21 protein-coding genes are annotated in these 26,692 nt (G+C 64.2%); 14 read left to right on the top strand and 7 right to left on the bottom strand.

All coding sequences use genetic code 11. The features are described 5' to 3' along the window. Positions 1-40 precede the first annotated feature (40 nt). Entirely contained in the window at positions 41-1,315 is a 1,275-nt protein-coding gene (locus A3M7_RS0125905) for a serine hydrolase (RefSeq protein WP_027546529.1), read from the bottom strand. Between the two features lie 162 nt (positions 1,316-1,477). On the opposite strand from A3M7_RS0125905, the gene A3M7_RS0125900 reads away from it, so the two are divergent. Both A3M7_RS0125900 and A3M7_RS0125895 read left to right on the top strand, forming a co-directional pair. Then, positions 1,478-2,395, top strand: a complete 918-nt coding sequence (locus A3M7_RS0125900) for an intradiol ring-cleavage dioxygenase (RefSeq protein ID WP_027546528.1) — start codon at positions 1,478-1,480, stop codon at positions 2,393-2,395. A 309-nt stretch (positions 2,396-2,704) separates the two neighbouring features. After that, positions 2,705-4,501, top strand: coding sequence for an NAD(P)/FAD-dependent oxidoreductase (locus A3M7_RS0125895; RefSeq protein ID WP_027546527.1), 1,797 nt, complete (start codon positions 2,705-2,707; stop codon positions 4,499-4,501). 179 nt (positions 4,502-4,680) lie between these two features. Here the strand turns inward: A3M7_RS0125895 and A3M7_RS0125890 are convergent, their stop codons facing one another. From A3M7_RS0125890 to A3M7_RS0125880, 3 genes are all read right to left on the bottom strand, one after another. Next, complete coding sequence (locus A3M7_RS0125890; RefSeq protein ID WP_156936980.1) at positions 4,681-4,872, bottom strand: hypothetical protein; 192 nt, start codon at positions 4,870-4,872, stop codon at positions 4,681-4,683. A 503-nt stretch (positions 4,873-5,375) separates the two neighbouring features. Further along, positions 5,376-7,115: a bifunctional protein-serine/threonine kinase/phosphatase gene (locus A3M7_RS0125885; protein WP_049823684.1), complete on the bottom strand. Its 1,740-nt coding sequence runs from the start codon at positions 7,113-7,115 to the stop codon at positions 5,376-5,378. Between the two features lie 61 nt (positions 7,116-7,176). Next, complete coding sequence (locus A3M7_RS0125880; RefSeq protein ID WP_027546524.1) at positions 7,177-8,016, bottom strand: formate/nitrite transporter family protein; 840 nt, start codon at positions 8,014-8,016, stop codon at positions 7,177-7,179. 677 nt (positions 8,017-8,693) lie between these two features. On the opposite strand from A3M7_RS0125880, the gene A3M7_RS0125875 reads away from it, so the two are divergent. Genes A3M7_RS0125875 through A3M7_RS0125865 form a run of 3 tightly spaced genes read left to right on the top strand, consistent with a single transcriptional unit; the run spans position 8,694 to position 11,776 of the window. Beyond that, positions 8,694-10,013, top strand: coding sequence for a CmpA/NrtA family ABC transporter substrate-binding protein (locus A3M7_RS0125875; RefSeq protein WP_027546523.1), 1,320 nt, complete (start codon positions 8,694-8,696; stop codon positions 10,011-10,013). 59 nt (positions 10,014-10,072) lie between these two features. Next, positions 10,073-10,969: a nitrate ABC transporter permease gene (gene ntrB / locus A3M7_RS0125870; RefSeq protein ID WP_027546522.1), complete on the top strand. Its 897-nt coding sequence runs from the start codon at positions 10,073-10,075 to the stop codon at positions 10,967-10,969. A 12-nt stretch (positions 10,970-10,981) separates the two neighbouring features. After that, on the top strand, positions 10,982-11,776 hold the full coding sequence (locus A3M7_RS0125865; protein ID WP_027546521.1) for an ABC transporter ATP-binding protein: 795 nt from the start codon (positions 10,982-10,984) through the stop codon (positions 11,774-11,776). 30 nt (positions 11,777-11,806) lie between these two features. Here A3M7_RS0125865 and A3M7_RS48870 read toward each other — a convergent pair whose 3' ends face one another. Continuing rightward, positions 11,807-12,019 (bottom strand): hypothetical protein, encoded by a 213-nt coding sequence (locus tag A3M7_RS48870; protein WP_156936979.1) that lies wholly within the window; start codon positions 12,017-12,019, stop codon positions 11,807-11,809. A 96-nt stretch (positions 12,020-12,115) separates the two neighbouring features. On the opposite strand from A3M7_RS48870, the gene A3M7_RS0125860 reads away from it, so the two are divergent. From A3M7_RS0125860 to A3M7_RS0125825, 8 genes are all read left to right on the top strand, one after another. After that, entirely contained in the window at positions 12,116-13,495 is a 1,380-nt protein-coding gene (locus A3M7_RS0125860; protein ID WP_027546520.1) for an MFS transporter, read from the top strand. A gap of 120 nt (positions 13,496-13,615) precedes the next feature. Next, on the top strand, positions 13,616-14,044 hold the full coding sequence (locus A3M7_RS0125855) for a globin family protein (RefSeq protein WP_027546519.1): 429 nt from the start codon (positions 13,616-13,618) through the stop codon (positions 14,042-14,044). Positions 14,045-14,054: 10 nt separating this feature from the next. Beyond that, positions 14,055-15,272, top strand: a complete 1,218-nt coding sequence (locus tag A3M7_RS44940) for an NAD(P)/FAD-dependent oxidoreductase (RefSeq protein WP_049823683.1) — start codon at positions 14,055-14,057, stop codon at positions 15,270-15,272. A gap of 28 nt (positions 15,273-15,300) precedes the next feature. Further along, a complete protein-coding gene (locus A3M7_RS0125845; RefSeq protein ID WP_027546518.1) occupies positions 15,301-18,006 on the top strand; it encodes a nitrate reductase in 2,706 nt (901 codons plus the stop codon). 235 nt (positions 18,007-18,241) lie between these two features. Next, a complete protein-coding gene (locus A3M7_RS0125840) occupies positions 18,242-19,138 on the top strand; it encodes an SMP-30/gluconolactonase/LRE family protein (RefSeq protein ID WP_049823682.1) in 897 nt (298 codons plus the stop codon). Between the two features lie 196 nt (positions 19,139-19,334). Then, complete coding sequence (locus tag A3M7_RS0125835) at positions 19,335-20,174, top strand: aldo/keto reductase (RefSeq protein ID WP_027546516.1); 840 nt, start codon at positions 19,335-19,337, stop codon at positions 20,172-20,174. Between the two features lie 189 nt (positions 20,175-20,363). Then, entirely contained in the window at positions 20,364-21,305 is a 942-nt protein-coding gene (locus tag A3M7_RS0125830; protein WP_027546515.1) for a DMT family transporter, read from the top strand. A 63-nt stretch (positions 21,306-21,368) separates the two neighbouring features. After that, on the top strand, positions 21,369-22,448 hold the full coding sequence (locus A3M7_RS0125825; protein WP_027546514.1) for a zinc-binding dehydrogenase: 1,080 nt from the start codon (positions 21,369-21,371) through the stop codon (positions 22,446-22,448). Positions 22,449-22,555: 107 nt separating this feature from the next. Here A3M7_RS0125825 and ppk2 read toward each other — a convergent pair whose 3' ends face one another. Next, entirely contained in the window at positions 22,556-23,476 is a 921-nt protein-coding gene (gene ppk2, locus A3M7_RS0125820; protein ID WP_027546513.1) for a polyphosphate kinase 2, read from the bottom strand. Positions 23,477-23,565: 89 nt separating this feature from the next. Beyond that, a complete protein-coding gene (locus tag A3M7_RS0125815) occupies positions 23,566-24,027 on the bottom strand; it encodes an Lrp/AsnC family transcriptional regulator (RefSeq protein WP_027546512.1) in 462 nt (153 codons plus the stop codon). A gap of 134 nt (positions 24,028-24,161) precedes the next feature. On the opposite strand from A3M7_RS0125815, the gene A3M7_RS0125810 reads away from it, so the two are divergent. After that, positions 24,162-26,525 carry a transketolase gene (locus A3M7_RS0125810; RefSeq protein WP_027546511.1) on the top strand — a complete coding sequence of 788 codons (2,364 nt, stop codon included), beginning with the start codon at positions 24,162-24,164 and terminating at the stop codon, positions 26,523-26,525. Positions 26,526-26,692 lie beyond the last annotated feature (167 nt).

Below are 26,692 nucleotides of genomic sequence, written 5' to 3'. Positions count from 1 at the left end.
GATCCCGCGGCCCCGGAGCCGCGGGATCATTTCGTTTGTCTTACAGATTGCTCTCGGTGATCGCGGCATACACCATGCTGCGCAGCTCGCGCCGGAGCGGGTAGGCGCTCGAGGGCAGCACCTGCGTCATGAAGATGGCGATCAGCTCCTCGGCCGGATCGATCCAGAACGAGGTGGTGGCCGCGCCGCCCCAATTGTATTCGCCGGGGCTGCCGGCGATCAGCGTCTCGGCCGGGCGCATCGTCACGGCAAAGCCGAGGCCGAATCCGATGCCGTTATAGGTGGCTTCCGAGAACAGCGAGCGTGATACCTCGGGGAGGAAGCGGCCGCCCGGAATGTGGTTGGTCGTCATCAGCGCCAGCGTCTTCGGTCCGATCAGCCTGACGCCGCCGAGCTCGCCGCCGTTGAGCAGCGCCCGGCAGAAGGTGAGATAGTCCGCAACCGTCGAGCACAGGCCGCCGCCACCGGAGATGAAGGAGGGCGGTGACAGGAACGAGCTCGTCGCCGGATCGTCCTGGAGCGTCAGGCCCTCGCGGCGCTGGCCGGCGTGGAACGTCATGCCGCCGCCCGGGTCCGCCGAATAGCAGGCGGCGAAGCGATGGGCCTTCGAGGCCGGCACGTGGAAATCGGTGTCGGTCATGCCGAGCGGATCGAGAATGCGTGCTTTCAGGAACTGCTCGAACGGCATGCCGGAAATCTTGCCGACGAGGTAGCCCAGCACGTCGGTCGCGACCGAGTAGTTCCAGGCCTCGCCCGGCGAGAACTCCAGCGGGATCTTCGCGAGCGCCTCGATCATGGTCTGGAGCGTCCCTGACTTCTCGACCTCGCCGATCTTCTCGGTGCGATAGGCGGCATCGACATTGGAACGCTGCTGGAAGCCGTAAGTCAGCCCGGAGGTGTGGCGCAGCAGATCGACGATCAGCATCGGCCGGGACGGCGGCCGGGTCAGGAAGCCCGGCGCGGTGCCGGCGACGAACACGCCGAGTTCCTTCCATTCCGGAATGTACTTGGCGACAGGCTCGTCGATCGCGACGAGGCCTTCCTCGACCAGCATCATGAAGGCGACGCTGGTGAGCGGCTTGGTCATGGAATAGATGCGGTAGATGGTGTCGTCCTTGACCGGCACCTTGCGCTCGACATCGGCAAGGCCCTGGACCGAGCTGTGGGCGACCTTGCCGCGGCGATAGACCAAGAGATGCGTGCCCGGGAAACGGCCGGCATCGATGTAGCGGCTTTTCAGATGCGCATCGACGCGGTCGAGCGCAGCCTTGGACATGCCGACGGATTCGGGCGAGGCGGGGGTGGGGGCGAGCATCAGTTCCTCCGGGGCGTTTTGTCGGAAAGTTGATAGCGAAATGCCGGCCCCATTCCAAGCCGGTTGCGCTTAACGCGGCCCCGCCGACTGGTGTAGGCTCCACTCTGGAACGCCTCCAAGGAGCCCATCCGGGCCAACGAGAAAACTCAGGGCAAACGCACCATGACCCAGTTCAACGAGACCGAGCTCACCGAAGCCGTCGTCAGAAGCTTCGACAATACGCCGAGCCCGCGGGCAAAATTCCTGCTCCAGGAACTGGTGAAGTCGCTGCACGATTACGTGAGCAAGACCGGTCTCACCTTCGAGGAATGGGAATACGCCATCGATTTCCTGACCCGCACCGGTCATAAATGCACCGACACCCGCCAGGAGTTCATCCTGCTCTCCGACGTGCTCGGCGTCTCCATGCTGGTCGACGCCGTCAACCACAGGGATCGCGAGGGCGCCACCCAGACCACGGTGCTCGGCCCGTTCTATGTCGGCGAGCACAAGGTGACCGCGCATGGCACCGACATCTCGCCGAACAATCAGACCGGCGAGCGGATGTTCGTGCAGAGCCGCGTCACCGACCTGAAGGGCAAGCCGCTTGCGGGCGTTCCGGTCGACGTCTGGCATGCCGACGACGACGGCTTCTACGATTCACAGAAGCCGAACTACGACGAGGTCGGTGCCTCGGCGCGGGCGCGCTTCATCACGGACAGCGACGGCCGCTTCTTCTTCCGCACCATCCTGCCGTGCAGCTACCCGATTCCGACCGATGGTCCCGTCGGCGAGATGATCGTGCAGACCAATCGCCATCCGATGCGTCCGGCGCATGTGCACTTCCTCGTCAATGCCAAGGGCTATGAGCCGCTGATCACGCATGTCTTCATGGACGGCGACAAATACCTCGATTCCGACGTGGTGTTCGGCGTCAAGGACGACCTCGTCGCCAAGGTCGAGCCGCGCAACGACCTTGAGATGCCCGACGGCTCCAAGGCAAGTGGGCCGTGGTACCTGATGACCTATGAATTCCACCTCAAGCCCGGCGGCGGCATGGCGCCGAAACCGCTCGGGGTGAAGGCGGCGGAGCCGGCCTGACGGCTCCACCCGGGGCGTAAATTCAAACTGTGCGGCAGGCAGTCTGGGCGCGTACGACGTCCGCTGTGCTTCCGATGGCGGCGCAACAACGGACGTCACCGATGTCTGAGTTGGGCCCAATTCCGGACGCATGCACCGCAGCAAAACTCTTCCCCTCGTCGGTGGGCAAGCGGCGTTGTTGCAGGCGGTCGCTGAGAGGCGCTGAAGCCGACCGGGAACCCTGCCGCGCGAGTCTGGATTCCCGCGCTAGTTGGGATAAGGTTACGCGACCTGCGCAGAAAAATTGCAATCGACATCCGGGAGGAAGTGATGCTCGACACCACGCTCAGTGCGCGCGTCCAGGTTTTCCTCGACAAGTTTGAAGCCGCACTTGCGGCGGGCGATCTCGACGCCGCGGTAGGAATGTTCGCTCCGGAATGCTACTGGCGCGACCTCGTTGCCTTCACCTGGAACATCAAGACCATGGAAGGCCGCGATCAGGTCCGCGACATGCTCGCGCATTGTCTCGCGCATGTGAAGCCGCGCAACTGGAAAACCGCCGAGGGTGAAACGCCAACCGAGGCCGGCGGCGTGACCGAATCTTGGATCACGTTCGAGACCGAGGTCGCGCGCGGATATGGACTCATCCGCCTGCAGAATGGTCAGATCTGGACGCTCTTGACGACCATGGCCGAACTCAAGGCCCACGAGGAAAAGGCTGGCTTCAGCCGACCGCTCGGCGCCAGGCACGGCGTCAATCCCGGCGCCAAGACCTGGAAGGAACTGCGTGACGAGGAAGTCGAGCAACTCGGCTTCAAGTCCCAGCCCTACGTGCTTGTCATCGGCGGCGGACAGGGCGGCATTGCGCTCGGGGCGCGGCTGCGCCAGCTCGGTGTGCCAACGATCATCGTCGAAAAGAACGCACGCGCCGGCGATTCCTGGCGCAACCGCTACAAGTCGCTCTGCCTGCACGACCCCGTCTGGTACGACCACTTGCCCTACATCGATTTCCCCAAGAACTGGCCTGTGTTCTCGCCCAAGGACAAGATCGGCGATTGGCTGGAAATGTACACCAAGGTCATGGAGCTGAACTACTGGACGAACACCACGGCCAAACGCGCCAGTTGGGACGACACCAAGAAGGAATGGACCGTCATCGTCGAACGCGATGGTAAGGAGATTACTCTGCGGCCCAGGCAGCTTGTGTTCGCGACCGGCATGTCGGCCAAGCCGAACATGCCGAAAATCAAAGGCGCGGAAACGTTCAAGGGCGAGCAACACCATTCCTCACGCCATCCCGGCTCCGGCGGCTACAAAGGCAAGAAGGTGGTGGTGATCGGCTCGAACAATTCGGCCCATGACATCTGCGCTGCGCTGTACGAGGCCGGCATCGACGTAACGATGGTGCAGCGTTCGACGACCCACATCGTGCGCTCGGATTCGCTGATGGAGAGTATCGCTGATCTTTATTCCGAACGCGCCGTCCGCGGCGGAACGACGACGGCAAAGGCCGATCTGATCTTCGCTTCACTGCCATACCGGATATTGAATCAGTTTCAGAAGCCGGTCTACGACAAGATCCGTCAGGATGACGCCGCTTTCTATGCCGGGCTGGAGAAGGCCGGATTCAAGCTCGACTTCGGTGACGACGATTCCGGGCTATTCATGAAATATCTGCGTCGCGGCTCGGGCTATTACATCGATGTCGGCGCCTCACAGCTTATCATTGACGGCAAAATCAAACTGTTCGCTGGACAGGTCGAGGAAATCACGCCCAACAGCGTCAGGCTCGACAACGGCAAGGAATTGCCGGCGGACGTGATCGTCTATGCCACCGGCTACAGCTCGATGAACGGCTTTGTCGCCGATCTCGTGAGTACGGAGATGGCCAGCAAAGTCGGCAAGGTCTGGGGCCTCGGCTCGAATACGACAAAGGACCCCGGCCCATGGGAAGGTGAGCAGCGCAATATGTGGAAGCCGACACAGCAGGAAGGCCTATGGTTCCACGGCGGCAATCTGCATCAGTCGCGACATTACTCGCAATTCCTTTCCCTGCAGCTGAAGGCGCGCTACGAGAGCATCCCGACGCCGGTCTACGGCCTGCAGACTGTCCATCACAAGGCCTGAAATTGCGGAGTGCACAGCGGGGCTCGCGAATTGCGAGTCCCATGCTATTTCCGGGTCCCCGCACCTGCCAACGCAATGTCCGCCTTGTCTCGCTGAGCCGACATCGCTGACTTGATCCGCCACGCCAGAAGAGGGCCATAAGGGGACTTCGAGCGCCCCGAGCTGGGCTAAGCCTCACTTCATGTCTTGGGCACTTGGATTGCGCGATCGCTATCGGCAACAGGGTCAGCCCGCTGAATGAGACGACCACTCCAGACGTGTGTGCCGAGACCAATCGCTAGTCTCACCAGGTCCTTTTGTGAGCGGAAAATCCACTCAGCCGAAAGCAGATTGACATAACGTGCAAAGACGATAGCCAAGGCAATCGGCATCAGATACACTCCGCACCAGCCTGCCCTCTGGTGCCGCCTGTCCATGTCGTCTTCATTCATTCTCTAGGCGCCGCGAAGGCGCTGTCGGCTGAGATGCATCATGACACGTCAGAAAGTCAAAATTCCACGCAGGACTAACTCGGCGATGCGAAAGGCCGAGTCGGTTGCAGTATGGGTTCTGCTTGCTGCGGTATGGCTGCTTTTTCTTGCTGAGGTCTTGTCCGCCGTTTTTGCGGAGCGAGTATTTTTCGGAGATCAGTTCACCTCACATTGGGAGTGGGTGAGCTATCGGACTAATCCAGGTTTATTCAGTTTCGTGCTAACCAGTTCACTTGCAGGGACTTGCTTCTTGGGCTGGGTTCTCCTGAGGCTCATTCCAAAACGGGGCTGAGGGCGAGGCGTCCACGTCAGCTTTGGGTCACAAGCGGTAATGTTCTGAACCGGCCACCTATGTCCGCATGGCCGCGAGAAGCTGACGTCCGGGCTTCTATGACCGCACCGCCCTAACGCGCGTGCAGCAGCGCGAGCAGAACCACGACTGCGCAGGCGAGCGCCGCCGTGGTCAGCTTCCAGAACATCAGCGGGTTGCGCTCCAGAAGAGGCGTGGTCCGCGTGGCGAGATAGGCCGGATTGGGATTCCTGAGTTCGAAGACGAATTCGGAGAGGTCCTCGTGGCGCTTGTAGGGATCGGGATGCAGCGCTTTCCTGAGCGCGCCGTCGATCCATCCCGGGATGCCCCGCTCGGCATCGATGGCCGGGCGATATCTCAATTTCCACGCGTCCGATCTACCGCGGATTTTGGCGAGCTGGGCGCCATAGGGAAGATGTCCGGTGAGCATATGGTAGCAAATGGCGGCCAGCGAAAACATGTCGGACCGCGGCGAGCCACCCTCGCCGAGGAAATACTCCGGGGCCGTATATTGGACCGTGCCGAGAATTTCCTCGTCTGCCGATTTCGGCGCCGCCTCTGCGACGCCGGCGACCCTTACCGATCCGAAGTCGATGATCTTCGCGGTGCCGGTCTTGTCGATCAGGACATTGTCGGGCCTGAGGTCCTGGTGCAGCATCTCCATGCGGTGGAAGGCGCGAAGCCCCGTGGCGATCTGCTCGACGATCCTGCGGACCGTCTCCAGATCGGGCCGCGGATTGTCGAGCATCCACTGCCTCAGGGTCTGCCCCTCGATGAACTCGGTCGCGACGTAGAGGTAGCTGCGCCGCCGCGATTGTGACAGCGGCTTGAGCACGTGCGGGCTGTCGATGCGGCGTGCGATCCACTCCTCCATCAGGAAGCGCTTGAGATAGGCGGCATTGTCGCGCAAGTCGATCGACGGCAGCTTGAGCGCGACCGCCTCCTCGGTCTCCACATCGACGGCAAGGTAGATGTGGCTGCGGCTGCTGCCGTGAATCTCGCGGACGATCCTGTAGCCGTCGAACATCGCCCGCGGCTCGGGCAGCGCAGGAAGCGGCAGTTCGAAGGTCCGATTGAAGATACCGGCCGAGTCGCGCTGCGGCACTGCGTCGATGCGGAGGATCTGGACGGTGATGTTGTCGTCGCTGCCGCGCCGGTACGCTTCGTCCACGATCGCCTTCGCGGCGCCGTCGAGCTCGGTTGCATGCTCGCCGAGCGCGGTCGTGATGAAACGATGGTCGACGAACTCGTAGGCGCCGTCGGTTGCGAGGATAAAGGTGTCGCCGGCCTCGATCTCGACCGTCTGGTAGTCGATCTCGAGCTGCGGGTTGATGCCGAGCGCGCGGCCGAGATACGTCTGCTCCGACGACACGATGATGCGGTGATCGTCGGTCAGCTGTTCGAGCGCCTTGCCGGCGACGCGGTAGATGCGGCAGTCGCCGACATGGAAGATGTGCGCGGTGGTCGCCTTGATGACCATGGCGCTGAGGGTGCAGACATAGCCCTTGTCGCGGTCATAGGCATATTGGCTCTTGCGCGTCTGCGCGTGCAGCCAGGAATTGGTCGCGTCGAGCACGCGGCGGGCGGAGGTCTTCACCGTCCAGGATTCCGACGTGCAGTAATAGTCCATCAGGAAGCTCTTGACCGCCGACTCGCTGGCGATCTGGCTCACCGTGCTGCTGGAGATGCCGTCGGCCAGAACCGCCGCGATGCCCTTCAGGCTGAGCAGCGGCTCCTCCGGAATCAGGACGCCGTGAAAATCCTGGTTGACGGGCTTGCGACCCCTGTCGGAGTGCTGGCCGATCGAAATCTGAAGTCCGCGGGACATCATCATCACCAGGAGAGGGGAGCCTCACCCTGCTCGGGCGAGGCTCCCCTGTCGAGACGTTGTTTGATCAGGCCGCGACGCGGGGCTGCGTGGTCTTGCCGGCCTGGCGCTTCGGCAGGGTCATGACGTGCGTGGCGTAGAGCGTCATGCCGGTGAAGGCGAGGCCGCCGACGAGGTTGCCGAGCACGGTCGGGATCTCGTTCCAGATCAGGTAGTCCATGATCGAGAACTTCGCGTGCAGCATCAGGCCCGACGGGAACAGGAACATGTTCACCACGGAGTGCTCGAACACCATGTAGAAGAACACCAGGATCGGCATCCACATCGCGATGACCTTGCCGGAGACCGAGGTCGAGATCATGGCGCCGACGACGCCGGTCGAGACCATCCAGTTGCAGAGCATGCCGCGCATGAACAGCGTCGCCATGCCGGCGGCGCCGTGCGCGGCATAGCCGAGCGTTCGGCCCTCACCGATATTGCCGATGGCCGCGCCGACCTTGTCGGGGTCCTGCGTGAAGCCGAAGGTCGTGACGAAGGCCATCATGAAGGCCACCGTGAAGGCGCCGGCAAAATTGCCGGCGAAGACGAGGCCCCAGTTGCGCAGCACGCCGCCAAAGGTGACGCCCGGGCGCTTGTCGATGAGGGCGAGCGGCGAGAGCACGAACACGCCGGTCAAGAGGTCGAAGCCGAGCAGGTACAGCATGACGAAGCCGACCGGAAACAGCAGCGCGCCGACCAGCGGCTGGCCGGTGTTCACGTTGATCGTGACGGCGAACCAGGCCGCCAGCGCGAGGATGGCGCCGGCCATATAGGCCCGAATGATGGTATCCCGGGTGGACATGAAGATCTTGGACTCGCCCGCATCCACCATCTTGGTGACGAATTCCGAAGGCGCGAGATACGACATCAATGGTTCCTTTTGCTTCGTAAGTGAGATCGACACGCCCCCAGAGAGAGCGCGGCTGAACGTCTTGAGCCGTGCGGACAGCTCTGCCGCGCACGAGGGCTATGGAGGTCTGGAAGCCTTGGGAATCGCGTCACGACGACTGAGCCGATAAGGGCCGCGAAGCAGTTGAGCTTCCGGTTTGCAGCCGCCAGAGGCTGCAACAATGCGGCAAGCCGCAGTCTTCGTTGACGGCAATGGAAATGCAAGTCGCGTGCCGCTTGGGCGTGATAGAAAACGTAGGCGATTTCAAATGGATGGTGCGTGCCTTGATCCGGCTTTTGCCGGTTCTGCGGCCTTTTGCTTAGGCGAGTGCATAAGAATTGTGCGGCGCACAAGAAATGAGCAGTCCGCAAATTTCGCGTGCGCAGCAACCCTGCGACAGACTGGCGCGGCGTAAATAACGTATTGAATTCTCGGAAGTTTATGAGATGCGGAGCTTGGCATGAAGCTTGAATAGTTCCAAGCCGACGCCATTGAAGCCGTCCCGCGAGACTTCTCATCCGATTTTGCTGACGCCACCAGACGGGGGTCCCCCCCTCGCGCGTTCGCATGCGCCTTTTTCGGGCGTCACGGACGGACGGGCTGCTCGTGCGCACTGACGCAATCATTCGCAACGACGCAAAAGGACGACATCACCGATGACCAAGCGCATCCGCTGGCCCTCCGAGACTGGCCTCAGCCGCCGTCAATTGTTGAAGGCCACCGGCAGCACCGCTGCCCTTCTTGCCGCCGCCAAGCTCAATTTCCCCGCCGGCGCATTCGCGCAGGACGCCGGCCCCGAGGTCAAGGGCGCCAAGCTCGGCTTCATCGCGCTGAGCGATGCCGGTCCGCTCTTCGTCGCCAAGGACAAGGGCCTGTTCGCCAAATACGGCATGCCTGACACTGACGTGCAGAAGCAGGCCTCCTGGGGCACGACGCGCGACAACCTCGTGCTCGGCTCCGAAGGCAACGGCATCGACGGCGCCCACATCCTCACCCCGATGCCGTATCTGATCTCGGCCGGCAAGGTGACGCAGAACAACCAGCCGACGCCGATGTACATCCTGGCGCGGCTCAATCTCGACAGCCAGTGCATCTCGGTTGCCAACGAATATGCCGACCTCAAGCTCGGCGTCGACGCGTCGCCGTTCAAGGCGGCGCTGGAGAAGAAGAAGGCCTCCGGCAAGTCGGTGAAGGCCGCGATGACCTTCCCCGGCGGCACCCACGACCTCTGGATCCGCTACTGGCTCGCCGCCGGCGGCATCGATCCCGACAAGGACATCGAGACCATCGTCGTGCCGCCGCCGCAGATGGTGGCCAACATGAAGGTCGGCACCATGGATGCCTTCTGCGTCGGCGAGCCCTGGAACCTGCAGCTGATCCACCAGGGTATCGGCTACACGGCGATCAACACGGGCGAACTCTGGAACAAGCATCCGGAAAAATCCTTCGGCATGCGCGCAGCCTTCGTCGACAAATATCCGAAAGCCGCCAAGGCGCTGTTGATGGCCGTGATGGAGGCCCAGCAGTGGGCCGACAAGGCCGAGAACAAGGCCGAGCTCGCCGCCATCATGGGCAAGCGGCAGTGGATGAACTGCCCGGTCGAGGACGTGCTCGATCGCACCTCCGGCAAGTTCGACTACGGCATCCCCGGCAAGGTGGTCGAGAACTCGCCGCACATCATGAAGTACTGGCGCGACTTCGCCTCCTATCCGTTCCAGAGCCACGACCTCTGGTTCCTCACCGAGGACATCCGCTGGGGCAAATACGAGGCGAACTTCGACACCAAGGCGCTGATCGCCAAGGTCAACCGCGAGGACATGTGGCGCGACGCCGCCAAGACGCTCGGCGTCGCCGCCTCGGAGATCCCGGCCTCCACCTCGCGCGGCAAGGAGACCTTCTTCGATGGCAAGGTGTTCGATCCCGAAAATCCGGCGGCCTATCTGAAGTCGCTCGCGATCAAGCGCGTCGAAGTCTGATGGAGCCCTGCGGCCGCCGCGAGGCGGCCGCATCGTCCCGGAGCCGGAGAGAGATAGCGATGAACATGCCTGCCACGAAGATTGAGGTTGAGACCGCGACGCCCGCGGGGAGCGCCGCGCCCGTCGTCGCGATGACGCCGAAGCGGCCGCCGCGGAGCGAGGCTTACGCGCGCATGGTGCGCGAGACCGCTGTGCGCGTCATCCCGCCGATCGTCGTGATCGCGCTGCTGACGCTGGTCTGGGAGCTGGTCTGCCGCCGCGCCGGCTCGGCACTGCCGCCGCCGTCGCGGGTATTCAAGGACACCAAGGAGCTGATCCTCGATCCGTTCTTCGACCATGGCGGCATCGACAAGGGCCTGTTCTGGCATCTCTCCGCCAGCCTTCAGCGCGTCGCCTTCGGCTATTCGCTCTCCGCGATCGCCGGCATCGCGCTCGGCGTGCTGGTTGGCCAGTCGGTCTGGGCGATGCGCGGGCTCGATCCGCTGTTCCAGGTCCTGCGCACCATCCCGCCGCTCGCCTGGCTGCCGCTCTCGCTCGCAGCGTTCCGTGACGGCCAGCCCTCGGCGATCTTCGTCATCTTCATCACGTCGATCTGGCCGATCATCATCAACACGGCGGTCGGCATCCGCAACATCCCGCAGGACTACCGCAACGTCGCGGCTGTCGTGCAGCTCAATCCGCTGGAGTTCTTCGGCAAGGTCATGATCCCGGCGGCCGCGCCCTACATCTTCACCGGCCTGCGCATCGGCATCGGTCTGTCGTGGCTCGCCATCGTCGCCGCCGAAATGCTGATCGGCGGCGTCGGCATCGGCTTCTTCATCTGGGACGCCTGGAACTCCTCGCACATCAGCGAGATCATCCTGGCTCTGATCTATGTCGGCATCGTCGGCTTCGTGCTCGATCGCCTGATTGCGGGCCTCGGCAAGATCGTCACCCGCGGCACCGCGATGAACTGAGGGGAGGGACACATGACCGCCTATCTGAAGCTCGACCACATCGACAAGATTTTTACCCGCGGCGCCGCCACCACGGAGGTCCTGAAGGACATCAGTCTGACGATCGAGAAGGGGCAATATGTCTCGATCATCGGCCATTCCGGCTGCGGCAAGTCGACCCTGCTCAACATCATCGCAGGGCTGACCAACGCCTCGACCGGCGGCGTGCTGCTGGAGAACCGCGAGGTCAACTCGCCGGGGCCCGATCGCGCCGTGGTGTTCCAGAACCACAGCCTGCTGCCCTGGCTCACGGTCTACGAGAACGTCAGGCTCGGTGTCGACAAGGTGTTCGCCAAGACCAAGACGCGGGCCGAGCGCGACGCCTGGGTGATGCACAATCTCAATCTGGTGCAGATGGCGCACGCCAAGGACAAGCGTCCTTCCGAAATCTCCGGCGGCATGAAGCAGCGCGTCGGCATCGCGCGGGCGCTGGCGATGGAGCCGAAGGTGCTGCTACTCGACGAGCCGTTCGGCGCACTCGACGCGCTGACCCGCGCGCATCTGCAGGACTCGGTGATGGCGCTGCACCAGAAGCTCGGCAACACCATTCTGATGATCACCCACGATGTCGACGAGGCCGTGCTCCTGTCCGACCGTATCGTGATGATGACGAACGGGCCAAGCGCGCGCATCGGCGAGGTGCTGGAGGTGCCGCTGGCGCGTCCCCGCAAGCGGCTCGAGCTCGCCACCAACACCACCTATCTGAAGTGCCGGCAGCGCGTGCTCGAATTCCTCTACGAGCGTCATCGCTTCGTAGAAGCCGCGTAAACGAAGGTTTAACGCGGAAGATGTGCGCGCCTAAATAATCGACACCTCGCTCAATCCTTGTGCGGCGCACAGGGATTGAGCGAATCGCAAAATTTGCGTGCGAAATAGCCCTGCAAGAATTTCGGGCAATTCGAACAAGCCCCTGAATTCCCTGTATTTCCCGAGCGCGCGCAGTTGGCACGGAAATTGAAAAGCATTTGCGCGACGCCAACGACGACGTCCCTCAACATCATCAATCAGCATCGTGAACTCGCCACCGGGGTGAAGCCTCGGAGCGCGCCTCCGCGCCTGGAGGCTGAGCCTGCAACGACGCAGCGGTGAGCCTAGAAGGGATACTCAATGACGAAGAATCCGACCTGGATTTCAGACTGGCGCCCCGAAGACGAGGCGTTCTGGAACGCGACTGGCAAGACTATCGCGCGACGCAACCTGATCTGGTCGATCGTGGCCGAGCATATCGGCTTCTCGGTCTGGCTGATCTGGAGCATCGTCACCACCAAGCTGCCGCAGGCAGGCTTCCATTACACCACCGACCAGCTGTTCCAGCTCGTTGCCGTGCCGGGCCTGATCGGCGCGCTGATGCGTTTTCCCTACACATTCGCGGTGACGACGTTCGGCGGTCGCAACTGGACCATTTTCAGCGCGGCCATCCTGTTCATTCCGACGTTGTCGCTCGCCTATTTCGTCAGCCAGCCCGACACGCCGTTCTGGCTGATGCTGCTGATCGCCTCGACCGCCGGTCTCGGCGGCGGCAATTTCGCCTCCAGCATGACCAACATCTCCTTCTTCTTCCCGGACAAGATGAAGGGATGGGCGCTGGGCCTCAACGCAGCCGGTGGCAATATCGGTGTCTCCAGCGTGCAGCTCCTGACCCCGATCCTGATGACGCTCGCCGTCATCAACCTGTTCCAGGCAACCCCCGTCGACGGCGTGTTCCTTCAGAACGCCGGCCTGATGTGGGTGCTGCCGATCGCGATCGCGGTGTTCGGCGCGGTGTTCTTCATGAACAACCTGACCACGGCCAAGTCGTCGATCAGGAATCAGCTCGCGGTGGTCAAGCGCAAGCACACCTGGATCATGGCGTACCTTTACATTGGCACGTTCGGCTCCTTCATCGGCTACTCCGCGGCGTTTCCGCTGCTGATCAAGACGCAGTTTCCGTCGGTGACGATCGCGATCGCGTTCCTCGGGCCTCTCGTCGGTTCGCTGTCGCGTCCGTTCGGCGGCTGGCTGGCCGACAGGATCGGCGGCTCGGTCATCACCTTCTGGAACTTCATCGTGATGGCGGGCGCCACCGTCGGCGTGCTCTATTTCGTCGGGCACAAGGATTTCATCGGCTTCCTGTCGATGTTCCTGATCCTGTTCGTGACGACGGGCATCGGCAACGGCTCGACCTACCGCATGATCCCCTCGATCTTCCGCGAGCAGAACCTGTTCAAGGTGCGCGGCAAGGGCGATGCGGCGCGCGCGGTCGCCCTGAAGACGGCGAGCATCGAGAGCGGTGCGGCGGTTGGCTTCATCGGCGCGGTCGGCGCTGTCGGCGGCTATCTGATCCCGAGCGGTTTCGGCAAGTCGATCGCCATGACCGGCGGGCCGCAGCTCGCGCTCGCGATCTATCTCGCCTTCTACGCGTCCTGCCTCGGCCTGACCTGGTGGTTCTACCTGCGTCGCAGCCCGCAGCGTGAAGGCGCGCCAAGCCTCGCCGAAGCAAGGGTGTGACCGCTTGGTATGAATCTCGCTTCTCCCCGTACGCGGGGAGAAGCATTGCCCGACAGTTTGACCATGAACCTGGTTCGCAATGGCGCGCACCAAGACAAACCCAACAGGCAGGAGAACACCATGACTTCAGAACAGATCGCCCTCGTCCAGCAGAGCTTCGCCAAGGTCGCGCCGATTTCGGAAACCGCAGCGGTGCTGTTCTACGATCGCCTGTTCGAGGTGGCGCCGTCCGTGCGCGCGATGTTTCCTGAAGACATGACCGAGCAGCGCAAGAAGCTGATGGGCATGCTTGCTGCCGTCGTCGGCGGCCTGTCGAACCTGGACTCGATTCTTCCCGCGGCCTCGGCGCTTGCCAAGCGTCACGTCGCCTACGGCGCCAAGGCCGAGCACTACCCCGTCGTCGGCGCGACCTTGCTGTGGACCCTGGAGAAGGGTCTCGGCGAAGCCTGGACGCCCGAACTCGCCACGGCCTGGACCGACGCCTACGGCGTGCTGTCCGGCTACATGATTTCCGAGGCCTACGGCGCTCAGGCGCAGGCCGCCGAATAGGAGATGCCTTGTGAGTGAACCGCTGGTCATCGTCGGTAACGGTATGGCGGCCGCGCGTCTGGTCGACGAGCTCGCCAAGACCGCGCTTGGCCGCTACGCGGTTGCCGTTATCGGCGATGAACCGAGGCTCGCTTACAACCGCGTGCTGCTCTCCTCCGTGCTGGCCGGCGAGACCGGCTCGCACGAGATCGAGCTGCGGCCGGCCGACTGGTGGCGCCATCGCGGCGTCACGGTGCGCTACGGCTACCGCGTCACCGAGATCGACACCGGCCGCCGCGAGCTCAAGATCGAGGGCGAGGAGAGCATGGAATATTCCAAGCTCGTGCTTGCCACGGGATCGACGCCGCTGCGGCTCAACGTGCCGGGCGCCGATCTCGCCGGCGTGCATACGTTCCGCGACACGCGCGACGTCGACCTGCTGCTGACGCTTGCGGCGGCGAAGAAGCGCGTCGTCGTGGTCGGCGGCGGTCTGCTCGGGCTGGAGGCGGCCTATGGGCTTGCCAAGGCCGGCGCCCCGGTGACGCTGCTGCATCTGATGGACCGGCTGATGGAGCGCCAGCTCGATGGGCCGGCCGCCGACCTGCTCAAGACGCTGGTCGAGCGCAAGGGCATCCGCATCCTGCTCAATGCCAGCACGAAGTGCATCCATGGCGACGGCCATGTCGAAGCCGTCGAGCTCGCCGACGGCAGCCGCATCGAGACCGATGCCGTGATCTTTGCCGCCGGCATCAAGCCCAATATCGCGTTGGCCAAGGACGCCGGCATCGCGGTCAACCGCGGCATCGTGGTCAACGACGTCATGCAGACGGCGTCACCCGACATCTTCGCGCTCGGTGAATGCGCCGAGCATCGCGGCACCTGCTATGGCCTGGTCGAGCCCGCCTATGAGCAGGCGCGCGTGCTGGCGCGGCATCTCGCAGGCCGGCCCGCCGCTTATCAGGGCAGCGTGGTCTCGACCAATCTGAAGGTCTCGGGCGTCAGCGTGTTCTCCGCCGGCGACTTCATGGGCGGGGAGGGCAGCGAGAGCCTCGTGCTGTCCGACCGCAGGCGCGGGACCTACAAGAAGCTCGTCATCGCCGACGGCCGGCTCACCGGCGCGGTACTGATCGGCGATACCGTCGATGCGCTCTGGTATCTCGAACTGATCCGCAACCGCGACAAGGTGGCGGCGATCCGTACCGACATGATGTTCGGCCGCGCGCTCGCGCGTCCCTCCAAAGCGGCTTGATAGAGGCGGCTTGATAAGGCAGCTCGATATGACGGCGATCGACCCGACGCTCCGGACCACCAAGACCACCTGCCCGTATTGCGGTGTTGGCTGCGGCGTGCTCGCAACGCCCGACGGCAAGGGCGGAGCGGCGATCGCCGGCGACCCGGACCATCCCGCCAATTTCGGCCGGCTGTGCTCGAAGGGCTCGGCGCTCGGCGAGACCGTCGGGCTGGAGGGCCGGCTGCTCTACCCGATGATCCGCTGCAAGGGCGTGCTGGAGCGCGTCGCCTGGAGCGATGCGCTCGACCACGTCGCCCACCGCATGCAGCACATCGTGGCGCGCGACGGCGCCGATGCGGTCGCGTTCTATCTTTCGGGCCAGCTCCTGACCGAGGATTACTACGTCGCCAACAAGCTGATGAAGGGCTTTGTCGGCACCGCCAATGTCGACACCAATTCGCGGCTCTGCATGTCGTCCTCGGTCGCCGGCCATCGCCGCGCCTTCGGCGCCGACACCGTGCCCGGCTGCTACGAGGATCTCGACCAGGCCGACCTGCTGGTCTTCGTCGGCTCGAACGCGGCCTGGTGCCACCCGGTCCTGTTCCAGCGCATGCTGAAGAACAGGCAGGAGCGCGGCGCCCGCATGATCGTGATCGACCCGCGCCGCACCGACACGGCCAGCGACGTCGATCTGTTCCTGGGGCTGAAGCCCGGCACCGACACCGCCTTGTTCTCGGGCCTGTTCGTCCATCTCGCCGACAGCGGCGCGCTGGACCAGGACTACATCGCGGCCAACACGTCGGGCTTCGACGACGCGCTGGCGCGCGCGCGCAATATCGCCGGCAGCGTCACTGCGACCGCGCTGGCCACAGGCCTCTCCGAGCAGGACGTCGCGACGTTTTTCAAGATGTTCCGTGATGTCGAGCGCGTCGTCACGCTCTATTCGCAAGGGGTCAACCAGTCGGCGCAGGGCACCGACAAGGTCAACGCGATCCTCAACTGCCATCTCGCCACGGGCCGCATCGGCAAGCCGGGCGCCTCGCCGTTCTCGCTCACCGGCCAGCCCAACGCGATGGGCGGCCGCGAGGTCGGCGGTCTCGCCAATCAGCTCGCCGCGCACATGAACTTCACGCCGCCGGACATCGACCGTGTCAGGCGGTTCTGGAAGGCGCCGCGCATCGCCACCCATGAGGGGCTGAAGGCGGTGCAGCTGTTCGAGGCGATCAACCGCGGCGAGGTCAAGGCGCTGTGGGTGATGGGTACCAACCCCGCGGTGTCGCTGCCCGATGCGGACTTCGTGCGCGAGGCACTGAAAAAGCTCGAGCTGTTCGTGGTCTCCGAGAACGTGCTCTCCAACGACACGGTCGAGGCCGGCCCGCATGTGCTGCTGCCTGCGCTGGCCTGGGGCGAGAAGTCGGGCACGGTGACCAACTCCGAACGGCGCATCTCGCGCCAGCGCTCGTTCCTGCCGGCGCCGGGCGAGGCGCGGCCGGACTGGTGGATTCTCAGCGAGACCGCAAAACGTCTCGGCTTCGGCGACAGTTTTGACTACAAATCCGCCGCCGATATTTTCCGCGAGCACGCGGCGCTTTCGGCGTTCGAGAACGACGGCAGCCGCGATTTCGACATCGGCGCGTTGACCTCGCTCTCGAACGAGGCCTTCGACGCCTTGAAGCCCGTGCAGTGGCCGGTGCGCGAAGGCGAAGCGCCCGGCGAGCGCTTCTTCGCGAGCGGTGGCTTCTTCACCAATGACGGCAAAGGTCGCTTCGTCGCGCCGGAGATGCCGTCGCTGCGCGGCGAGACCGGCGCGTCGCGCCCCTTACGGCTCAACACCGGGCGCATCCGCGACCAGTGGCACACCATGACGCGCACGGGTCTCAGCCAGCGGCTGGGCGCGCATCTGCCCGAGCCCTTCGTCGAGGTCCATCCAGACGACGCCGGCAAATACGGCATCGCCCACGACGGCTATGCCCGCATCACCACCGATTACGGGCAGTGCATCCTGAAGGTGGTCGTCAGCGATCGGCAGCAGCGCGGCACGCTGTTCGTGCCGATCCACTGGAGCGCGATGAACGCCTCGCACGGCCGCGTCGGCGCGCTGGTGCAGTCCTTCACCGACCCGTTCTCGGGACAGCCGGAATCGAAGGCGACGCCGGCCGCGATCGCGCCCTATGAATACGTCTTCCGCGGCTTCGCGCTGTCGCGCAAACAGCTCGATCTGCCGCCCAATCTGCTGTGGACGCGCGTCACGGTCAGCGGCGGCTTCGGCTATCTCTTCGCCGACAACGCCGATCTGTCGCGCTGGCCCGCCTGGCTCGAGAGTGTCGCCGGCGAGGATGTCGCCGAGTACCGCGATTTCGGCGGCGGCGTCTATCGTGCGGCCTCGTTCGCAGGCGATCGCATCGAGACCTGCCTGTTCGTCGGCCCCGCTCATGATGCCGGCGACTGGGACGTGGTGAAGAGCCTGTTCGTGGCCGATCAGGTCACCGACGACCAGCGCCGCATGCTGCTGTCCGGCAAGTCCAGCGAAGGCGCCGCCACGACCGGCCCGATCGTCTGCGCCTGCTTCGGCGTCGGCCGCGGCACCATCTGCGACAGCATCGCGACTGGGGCGCGAACGACGGCCGAGATCGGCGCCAGGCTCAAGGCCGGCACCAATTGCGGCTCCTGCATCCCCGAGCTGAAGCGCCTGATCGCGACGACGGAGGTAGCGCCAGTGAAGCAGGCGAAGCTTGCGGGCGCGGCGGGGTAGGGGCGACGTTCTCGGTCGTTGCCGGAGACTCCGCTGTCATCGCCCGGCTTGACCGGGCGATCCAGTACGCCGAGACATCTGTGATTATGCGGTGAGGCCGCGGCGTACTGGATTCCCCGCTTTCGCGGGGAATGACGGTGAGGGCGTGGCGCCATACCTCCGCCCCAATCGACGCGCCCTCGATTGTGCCCTATGTTGCCGCGCTCTCCCATCAGCAGCACCTATAACAACCATGATGTACCTGGAAACGCCGCCGCGTCTCATCGAGACGTCACTCTTCTCCGCCATGCCCGACAAGTTCCGCCGCAAGGGCGTGCGGACGGATTGGGCCGATGCCAACCGGCCGGGTGTTGCGACCGATAGCTTCATCGAGGGGCCGTCATTCGACAGGGACGGCAATCTCTACATCGTCGACATTCCCTTCGGCCGCATCTTCCGCATCGCGCCTGACGGCGAATGGTCGCAAATCGTCGAATATGAAGGCTGGCCGAACGGATTGAAGATCGCGGCCGACGGCCGCATCCTGGTCGCCGACTACATGCACGGCATCATGGAGCTCGATGCGACGGCCGGCCGCATCAAGCCTATCCTGACCGCGCGCAATTCGGAATCCTTCCGCGGCTGCAACGACCTGCATCTGGCCTCCAGCGGCGACATCTATTTCACCGATCAAGGCCAGACCGGCCTGCACGATCCGAGCGGCCGCGTGTACCGGCTGACGCCGGGCGGCAGGCTCGACTGCCTCATCGACACCGGTATCAGCCCGAACGGCCTGGTGCTCGATCCAACCGAGACCGTGCTGTTCGTCGCGATGACACGCGACAACGCGGTGTGGCGGCTGCCGTTCATGAAGGACGGCAGCGTGTCGAAGGTCGGCCGCTTCTGCTCGCTGTTCGGCACCAGTGGCCCTGATGGCATGACGATGGACGCGCGTGGCCGTCTGTTCGTCGGCCACGCCTCGCTCGGCCACGTCTTCGTGTTCGCGCCGAACGGCGAATTGATCGCGCGGATCAAGTCGTGCGCGGGGCCGAACTGCACCAATGTCGCGATCGGTGGCGAAAGCAAGGATCGTCTCTATATCACGGAGTCCGCGACCGGCAGCGTGCTGGTCGCGGACATCGGCGGATTGTAGTTCTTCGCCTCTCCCCACTTGCGGGGAGAGGCCGACGCGCGTAGCGCGGCGGGTGAGGGGGAGTCTCCGCGAGTCTAACTGTCATAGACTTTGCGGAAGTAGCCCCTCACCCCAACCCTCTCAGCGCGAGCGAAGCTCGTCGCGGCCCCTTAAGAACGGGGGAGAGGGAGAAGAAACAGCGGAGATCGGAGCGAACATGAATACAAACTCCTTCGGCAAGACCGGCGCCAACGTCTCCGTCATCGGGCAGGGCACCTGGTATCTCGACCATGGCGACCGCAAGCGCGCGATCGCAGCGCTTCAGCGCGGGCTCGATCTCGGCATGACCCATATCGATACCGCCGAGATGTATGGCGATGCCGAGCTCGTCATTGCCGACGCGATCGCGGGCCGGCGCGAGGACGTTTTCCTCGTCTCGAAAGTGCTGCCGAGCAATGCGTCGCGCCGCGGCACGATTACCGCCTGCGAACGCTCGCTGAAGCGGCTCAAGACCGATCGCCTCGATTGCTATCTCTTGCACTGGCGCGGTTCCTATCCGCTCGAGGACACCGTCGCCGCGTTCGAGGAGCTGGTGAAGGCCGGCAAGATCAAATCCTGGGGCGTCTCCAATTTCGACACCGACGATCTCGACGAGATGCTCGATGTCGCGGGCGAGGGCCGCATCGCCTGCAATCAGGTGCTCTATCATCTGAAGGAACGTGCGATCGAGCATGCGGTGATCCCGTGGTGCGAGAAGCATGGCGTCGCTGTCGTCGCATACTCTCCGTTCGGCCACGACGATTTTCCGGCAAGCAACAGCAAGGGCGGCGCCGTGCTGGCGCGCATCGCGGAGGCGCGGCGCGTGACACCGCGTCAGGTCGCGCTGAGCTTTCTCACCCGTGCAACTACGGTGTTCGCGATCCCGAAGGCGTCGTCGGCGGAACATGCCGGCGAGAATGCGGCCGCCGGCGATCTCGTGTTGACGAAAGGGGAGATTGCGGCGCTGGATGCGGCGTTTCCGCGTGGTCCGAAGCCGCGAGGTCTTCCCATGCTGTAGTGCAGCAAGCGCGCATTCTTAATGGAATATTGACGCGCGCAGCCCTCAGCGCATATCGGCATCCTGTTTTCGGAAGTTGTGAAAGCGGCGCATTTGTCGTTTTTTACAGCCGTCCCCGATTCGCATTTTTCCAGAGTTTCTGCCGTGACTCCGCCGCCCGCCGCAGCCGCAAGGCTCGACAGTATTTCCATGCCTATGCCGGAGAAGAAGAACGTCGGCCGCCGCGCGCCTGCGCGCGTCGACCATCCCTTCAAGGGCATCGCGCTGATCCTGCTGTCGACGGTATTTCTCGGCTGCTCCGACATCACCGCGAAATATCTTTCGACCAGCCTGCCGTCGATCCAGATCACCTGGATCCGCTTCCTCACCTTCGCGCTGATATTCACGCCTGTGATGCTGCGGTCCTCGCCGTACTACGCGATGCGCACCGAGCGCCTCGGATTGCATGTGATGCGCGGCGCGGTGCTGCTTGGCTCCTCGCTGTTCTTCATCACGGGCTTGCGCTTCCTGCCGATCGCGGAGGCGTCCGCAACCGGCTTCGTCGCACCGCTGTTCGTCACTGCGCTCTCCATCGTCTTCCTCGGTGAGAAGGTGGGCATGCGCCGCTGGTTCGCCACCGCGCTCGGCCTGATCGGCGTGCTGATCATCCTGCGCCCGGGCACCGGCGCGTTTCAACTCGCAGCGTTCTTCCCGGTCATCTCGGCCGCTTGCTGGGCCGGCACGCTGATCCTGACGCGCATGATGAGCGGTCGTGAGGCCGTCGTCACCACCATGGCCTATTCCTCGCTGACGGGCCTTGCGATCCTCACCGCAATCGTGCCGTTCGTCTGGGTCACGCCGTCCTGGACCGCGATTGCGCTCGGCATCTTCATCGGCGTCGCCTCCACGGCGGGCCAGTGGATCGTCGTGCTCGCCTATCGCTACGGCGATGCCTCGGTGCTGGCGCCCTTCTCCTACTCGCAATTGTTGTGGGTCAGCATTCTCGGCTTCTTCATCTTCGGCGAGGTGCCGAGCATCTGGACCATCGTCGGCGCGGCCTTCATCGTCGCCAGCGGTCTCTACATCGCCCATCGCGAGCGCGTCCGCCGCGCCCAGCTCCTGGTGCTCGAAGAGCGTTCCCCGAACGCCTGACGCAAGTTCGCAGCTTCCGCGTCGTGCTATCAACGGCTCCAACAACAATACGGGAGGAGCCGGATGCGCGCTGCGATCTTCAGGAACGGTGAGATTGTCGTTGGTCAGATGGCCGAGCCGAAGCCGGGCCTCGGCCAGGTGCTGGTCAAGACGCTCGCCTGCGGCATTTGCGGCTCCGACCTGCATGCGCGCCAGCACGCCCACCGCATGGTCGAGATGGCGCGGAAGGTCGGCCGCAAGCCGATGGACCTCGCCCGCGACGTCGTGTTCGGTCATGAATTCTGTTGCGAGATCGTCGACTACGGTCCCGGCACCGCGCGCAAGCTCAAGCCCGGCACCCATGTCTGCTCGCTGCCGGCTTTGGTGACGGCGCAGGGCATCGAGGGCATCGGCTATTCCAACGACAATATCGGCGGCTATGCCGAAGCGATGCTGCTCAGCGAAGCGCTGCTGCTCGAGGTGCCCAACGGCTTGGCTCCCGAACATGCCGCACTGACCGAGCCGCTCGCCGTCGGTGTCCACGCCGTGGCAAAAGCCAACATAAGCGGCGGCGAGGTGCCGCTCGTGATCGGCTGCGGCCCGGTCGGGCTCGCGGTGATTGCCGCGCTGAAGATCAGGGGTCTGCATCCGATCGTCGCCGCCGACTATTCGCCGGCGCGGCGCGCGCTCGCGGCCAGGCTCGGCGCCGATATCGTCGTCGATCCCAAGGTGTCGCAGCCTTACGCGACCTGGGCCGAGCACGCGCAGATGTCGGAGGGCGAGAAGGCGGCGCGGCCGCAGTTGCAGGCCATGCTGCCGGCACTGAAGCCCGCAATCATCTTCGAATGCGTCGGCGTGCCCGGCCTGTTGCAGCAGGTGTTCGAGGGCGCCCCGCGCGATGCCAGGATCGTCGTGGTCGGCGTCTGCATGGAGACCGACAGGAACGAGCCCATGCTCGGCATCATGAAGGAGCTCAACGTCCAGTACGTGCTCGGCTACACGCCGGACGAGTTCGCAAGCTCGCTGCGCCTGATCGCCGAAGGGCAGGTGGACGCCGCAGCCATGGTGACGGCCGAGGTCGGCCTCGACGGCGTCGCAAAAGCCTTCGCCGACCTCGCCAATCCGGAGGCGCACACCAAGATCATCGTGCAGCCGTGGCGGTAGCAGTGTCGTAGGGTGGGCAAAGGCGCGCAGCGCCGTGCCCACCATGCATCCGCGTCTGTGGTGAGAACGGTGGGCACGCTGCGCTTTGCCCACCCTACGAGATCTTCTCAATATTTCGCAGGCACATACATCTCCGGCGGGATCGGGCCGCGGTGGTAGTCGGGATTGCGGGCGCGCGGCGGCAGCACCACCGGTGCGCGGCCGACCTCCTGGTAGGGGATCTGGCTCAGAAGGTGCGCAATGCAGTTGAGCCGGGCGCGCTTCTTGTCCACGGCGTCGACGATCCACCACGGCGAATCCGGAAGGTGGGTGTGCTCCAGCATCGTCTCCTTGGCCTTGGTGTAGTGCTCCCAGCGGCTGCGCGCCTCGACGTCCATCGGGCTCAGCTTCCACTGCTTCAGGGGGTCCCTGATACGCATGCTGAAGCGGAACTGCTGCTCGTCATCGGTGATCGAGAACCAGTATTTGACCAGGATGATGCCGGAGCGGATCAGCATCCGCTCGAATTCCGGCACCGTCTTGAAGAATTCCTGGTACTCGTGCTCTGAGCAGAAGCCCATCACGCGCTCGACGCCGGCGCGGTTGTACCAGCTGCGATCGAACAGCACCATCTCGCCGCCGGCAGGAAGATGCGCCACGTAGCGCTGGAAATACCATTGCGAGCGCTCGCGCTCGCTCGGCGCCGGAAGGGCGGCGACGCGGCAGATGCGGGGATTGAGCCGCTGGGTGATGCGCTTGATCACGCCGCCCTTGCCGGCGGAGTCGCGGCCCTCGAACAGCACCACGACCTTCTTCTTTTCGCTCTGCACCCAGTCCTGGAGCTTGACCAGCTCGCCCTGCAACCGCAGCAGCTCACGGAAATAGAGCCTGCGATCCACCGTCGGGCGAAGCGCGTCGGTCTCGTCCAGCAGTTCGTCAAGCCTGGAGTCGTCGAGCTCGAGCTCCAGCTCCTCGTCGAGATCGTCGGCGATCTCCTGGTAGAAGCGGTCGCGCATGGCGGCGTCGGTGGGGCGGTCGGCTGTCGTCATGGATCCTTCTCTCGGCTGAGATGCCAATGTCCCCACGACCATCGGCGGGCATTATTGCGTCCATGTGACACCGGCGGCCCGGTGGACCGTCACACCGGCAGCGCGATCGAATATTTCACCTGGCTCAGCGCAAAGCTCGACTCGATCGAGGCGATGCCGTCGAGCCGGGTCAGCTTGGTCTTCAGGAAGGTCTCGTAGGAAGCGAGATCGGCGGCGACGACGCGCAGCAGATAGTCGCGGTTGCCGGTCATCAGATAGCACTCCAGCACCTCGTCCCATTTCGAGATCGCGCGCGCGAAGCGGTTGAGGTCCTCCTCCTTCTGCCGCGCCAGCTTGATCGAGATGAAGACGCTGACATGCAGGCCGAGCGCCTTCTGGTCGACGGTCGCGATATAGCGCGAGATGACGCCGCGCTCCTCCAGCAGCTTGACCCGGCGGTGGCAGGGCGACACCGAGAGCCCAACCTTGTCGGCGAGCTCCTGCATGGTCAGGCGGCTGTCGTTCTGGAGGTAGCTGAGGATTTTGCGGTCGATGGCGTCGAGCTCGGGCATTGGGATGAAACCTGGGTCAGGGGGCATTCGATTGGTAAAATATCCCAATATCGGCAGGTATGGCGCGAAAAATTGAGAAGTTTGGCGCCCCTCGCGGGAGTATCATCGAGGCCAGATTTTTCCGGAGCATCGCCATGCCCGTCGATTCCGCGCGTCTCGAAACCCTGACTGCCCTGGCCCGCAAGGCGCTGTGGCTGTCGTCATGGACCATCCACCACGCCAACCATATCCGCTCCAACGCGGACGGGTTGAAGGTCGGCGGCCACCAGGCCTCGTCGGCCTCGCTCGCGACCATCATGTCGGCGCTGTATTTTAGCGTGTTGCGCCCTGAGGACCGCGTTGCGGTGAAGCCGCATGCGAGCCCGGTGTTCCACGCCATCCAGTATCTGTTCGGGCGGCAGAGCCGCGAGAAGCTGGAGAATTTTCGCGGCTTCAAGGGCGCGCAGTCCTATCCCTCGCGCACCAAGGACGTCGACGACGTCGATTTCTCGACCGGCTCGGTCGGCCTCGGCGTTGCGCAGACGCTGTTCGCCTCGCTGGTGCAGGACTACGTCAAGGCGCATGGCTGGATGAAGGATCGCCGCGAAGGGCGGATGATCGCGCTGGTCGGCGACGCCGAGATGGACGAGGGCAACATCTTCGAAGCCTTGGCAGAAGGCTGGAAGCACGGCCTGCGCAACACCTGGTGGGTGGTCGACTACAACCGCCAGTCGCTCGACGCCGTCGTGCGCGAAGGGCTCTGGGAAAAGTTCGAGACCATGTTCCGCAATTTCGGCTGGGACGTGGTGATCGTGAAATACGGCCGGCTGATGCGCGAGGCCTTCGCCGAGCCGGGCGGCGAGGCGCTCAAGCGCTGGATCGACAATTGCCCGAATGCGCTCTATGCGGCGCTGTGCTTCCAGGGCGGCGCGGCCTTCCGCAAGCATCTGCACGACGAGATCGGCGACCAGGGGCCGATCACCAAGCTGATCGACAAGCGCAGCGATGAGGAACTGCTGGCGCTGATGTCGAACCTCGGTGGCCACGACATGGCGAGCATGCTGGATGCGTTCGAATCCATCGACCACGATCGCCCGGTCTGCTTCATTGCCTACACCATCAAGGGCGTCGGCCTGCCGTTCCAGGGCCACAAGGACAACCATGCAGGCCTGATGACGGTCACGCAGATGGAGAAATATCGCGAGAGCCAGAACATCCGGCCCGGCCACGAATGGGACAAGTACGAGGGCCTCGCGCTAGCTCCCGCCGAGCTCGACGCGTTTCTCGCGCGCGTGCCGTTCAACCAGGACGGCCGCCGGCTGACCGCGCCCGTCGTCGAGGTGCCACAGCAGCTCGCCTTCAAGCCGTCGCCGCAGATGTCCACCCAGCAGGGCTTTGGCCTCGTGCTGAACGAGATCGCGCGCGGCGATAGCGAACTCGCCAGGCGCATCGTGACGACCTCTCCCGACGTCACCGTCTCGACCAATCTCGGCCCGTGGGTGAACCGGCGCGGCCTGTTCGCAAACGCCGAGAAGGCGGACTTATTCCGCAGCGAGAAAATTCCCTCCACCTACAACTGGGACGCCTCGCCCAAGGGCCAGCATCTCGAGCTCGGCATCGCCGAGATGAACCTGTTCATCATGCTCTCGGCGCTCGGCCTGTCGCACCAGATCAACGGCGCGCGGCTCTTGCCGGTCGGCACGCTCTACGATCCCTTCATCGAGCGCGGGCTCGATGCGCTGAACTATGCCTGCTACCAGGATGCGCGCTTCATGGTGGCGGCGACGCCGTCAGGCATCACGCTCGCGCCCGAGGGCGGCGCGCACCAGTCGATCGCGACGCCGCTGATCGGCATGGCGCAGGATGGCCTCGCCTCGTTCGAGCCGGCCTTCGTCGACGAGCTCGCCGTGATCATGGGCTGGGGTTTCAATCACATGCAGCGCGATCCGGGTGAGGGCGGTTCCGTCTATCTGCGCCTCTCGACGCGCAGCATCGAGCAGGCGCAGCGGATCATGACGCCGGAGCTTCAGCAAGGCATCACCGACGGCGCCTATTGGCTGCGTAAGCCGGGCCCCAATGCCGAACTCGTGATCGCCTATACCGGCGCGGTGGCGCCCGAGGCGATCGAGGCGACCGGCTTCATCGGCGAGAGCCGCCGCGACATCGGCCTGCTCGCGATCACATCGGCCGACCGCCTGCACGCGGGCTGGACCGCCGCACGGAAATTGCGGCGTGACAGGCGCGGCGTGCAGCACCTCAGCCACATCGAGAAGCTGCTGGCACCGCTGCCGCGCGACTGCGGCATCGTGACCGTGATCGACGGCCATCCTTCCGCGCTCGGCTGGCTCGGCAGTGTCCGCGGCCACCGCGTCGAGGCACTCGGCGTCGAGCAGTTCGGCCAGACCGGCACCATCGCCGACCTCTACCGCCACTACGGCATCGACGCCAACGCCATCATCGATGCGGCCGAAAGCCTCACCACCGGCGCGCCGGTGCTGCATCGGAAGATGGCTGTTTAAGCCTCCGTCGTCGTCCTGGCGAAAGCCAGGAGGTGGATTCACACTCGAAGTGCAACAGTTGAGAGGAGAAGGCCTCTGCCGGGGTTCTGAAGTCAAGGCATTTGCGCGGGGTGTTGTTGTAGGTGGCAACGGACTGGCGGAAGCGCTTGGTTGGGAGCTTTTCGAGG

It is taken from the genome of Bradyrhizobium sp. WSM2254, assembly GCF_000472645.1.
GTDB lineage: Bacteria > Pseudomonadota > Alphaproteobacteria > Rhizobiales > Xanthobacteraceae > Bradyrhizobium > Bradyrhizobium niftali.
The sequence above is the reverse complement of the archived record's forward strand: the minus strand, read 5'-3'. Positions and strand labels throughout refer to the sequence as shown.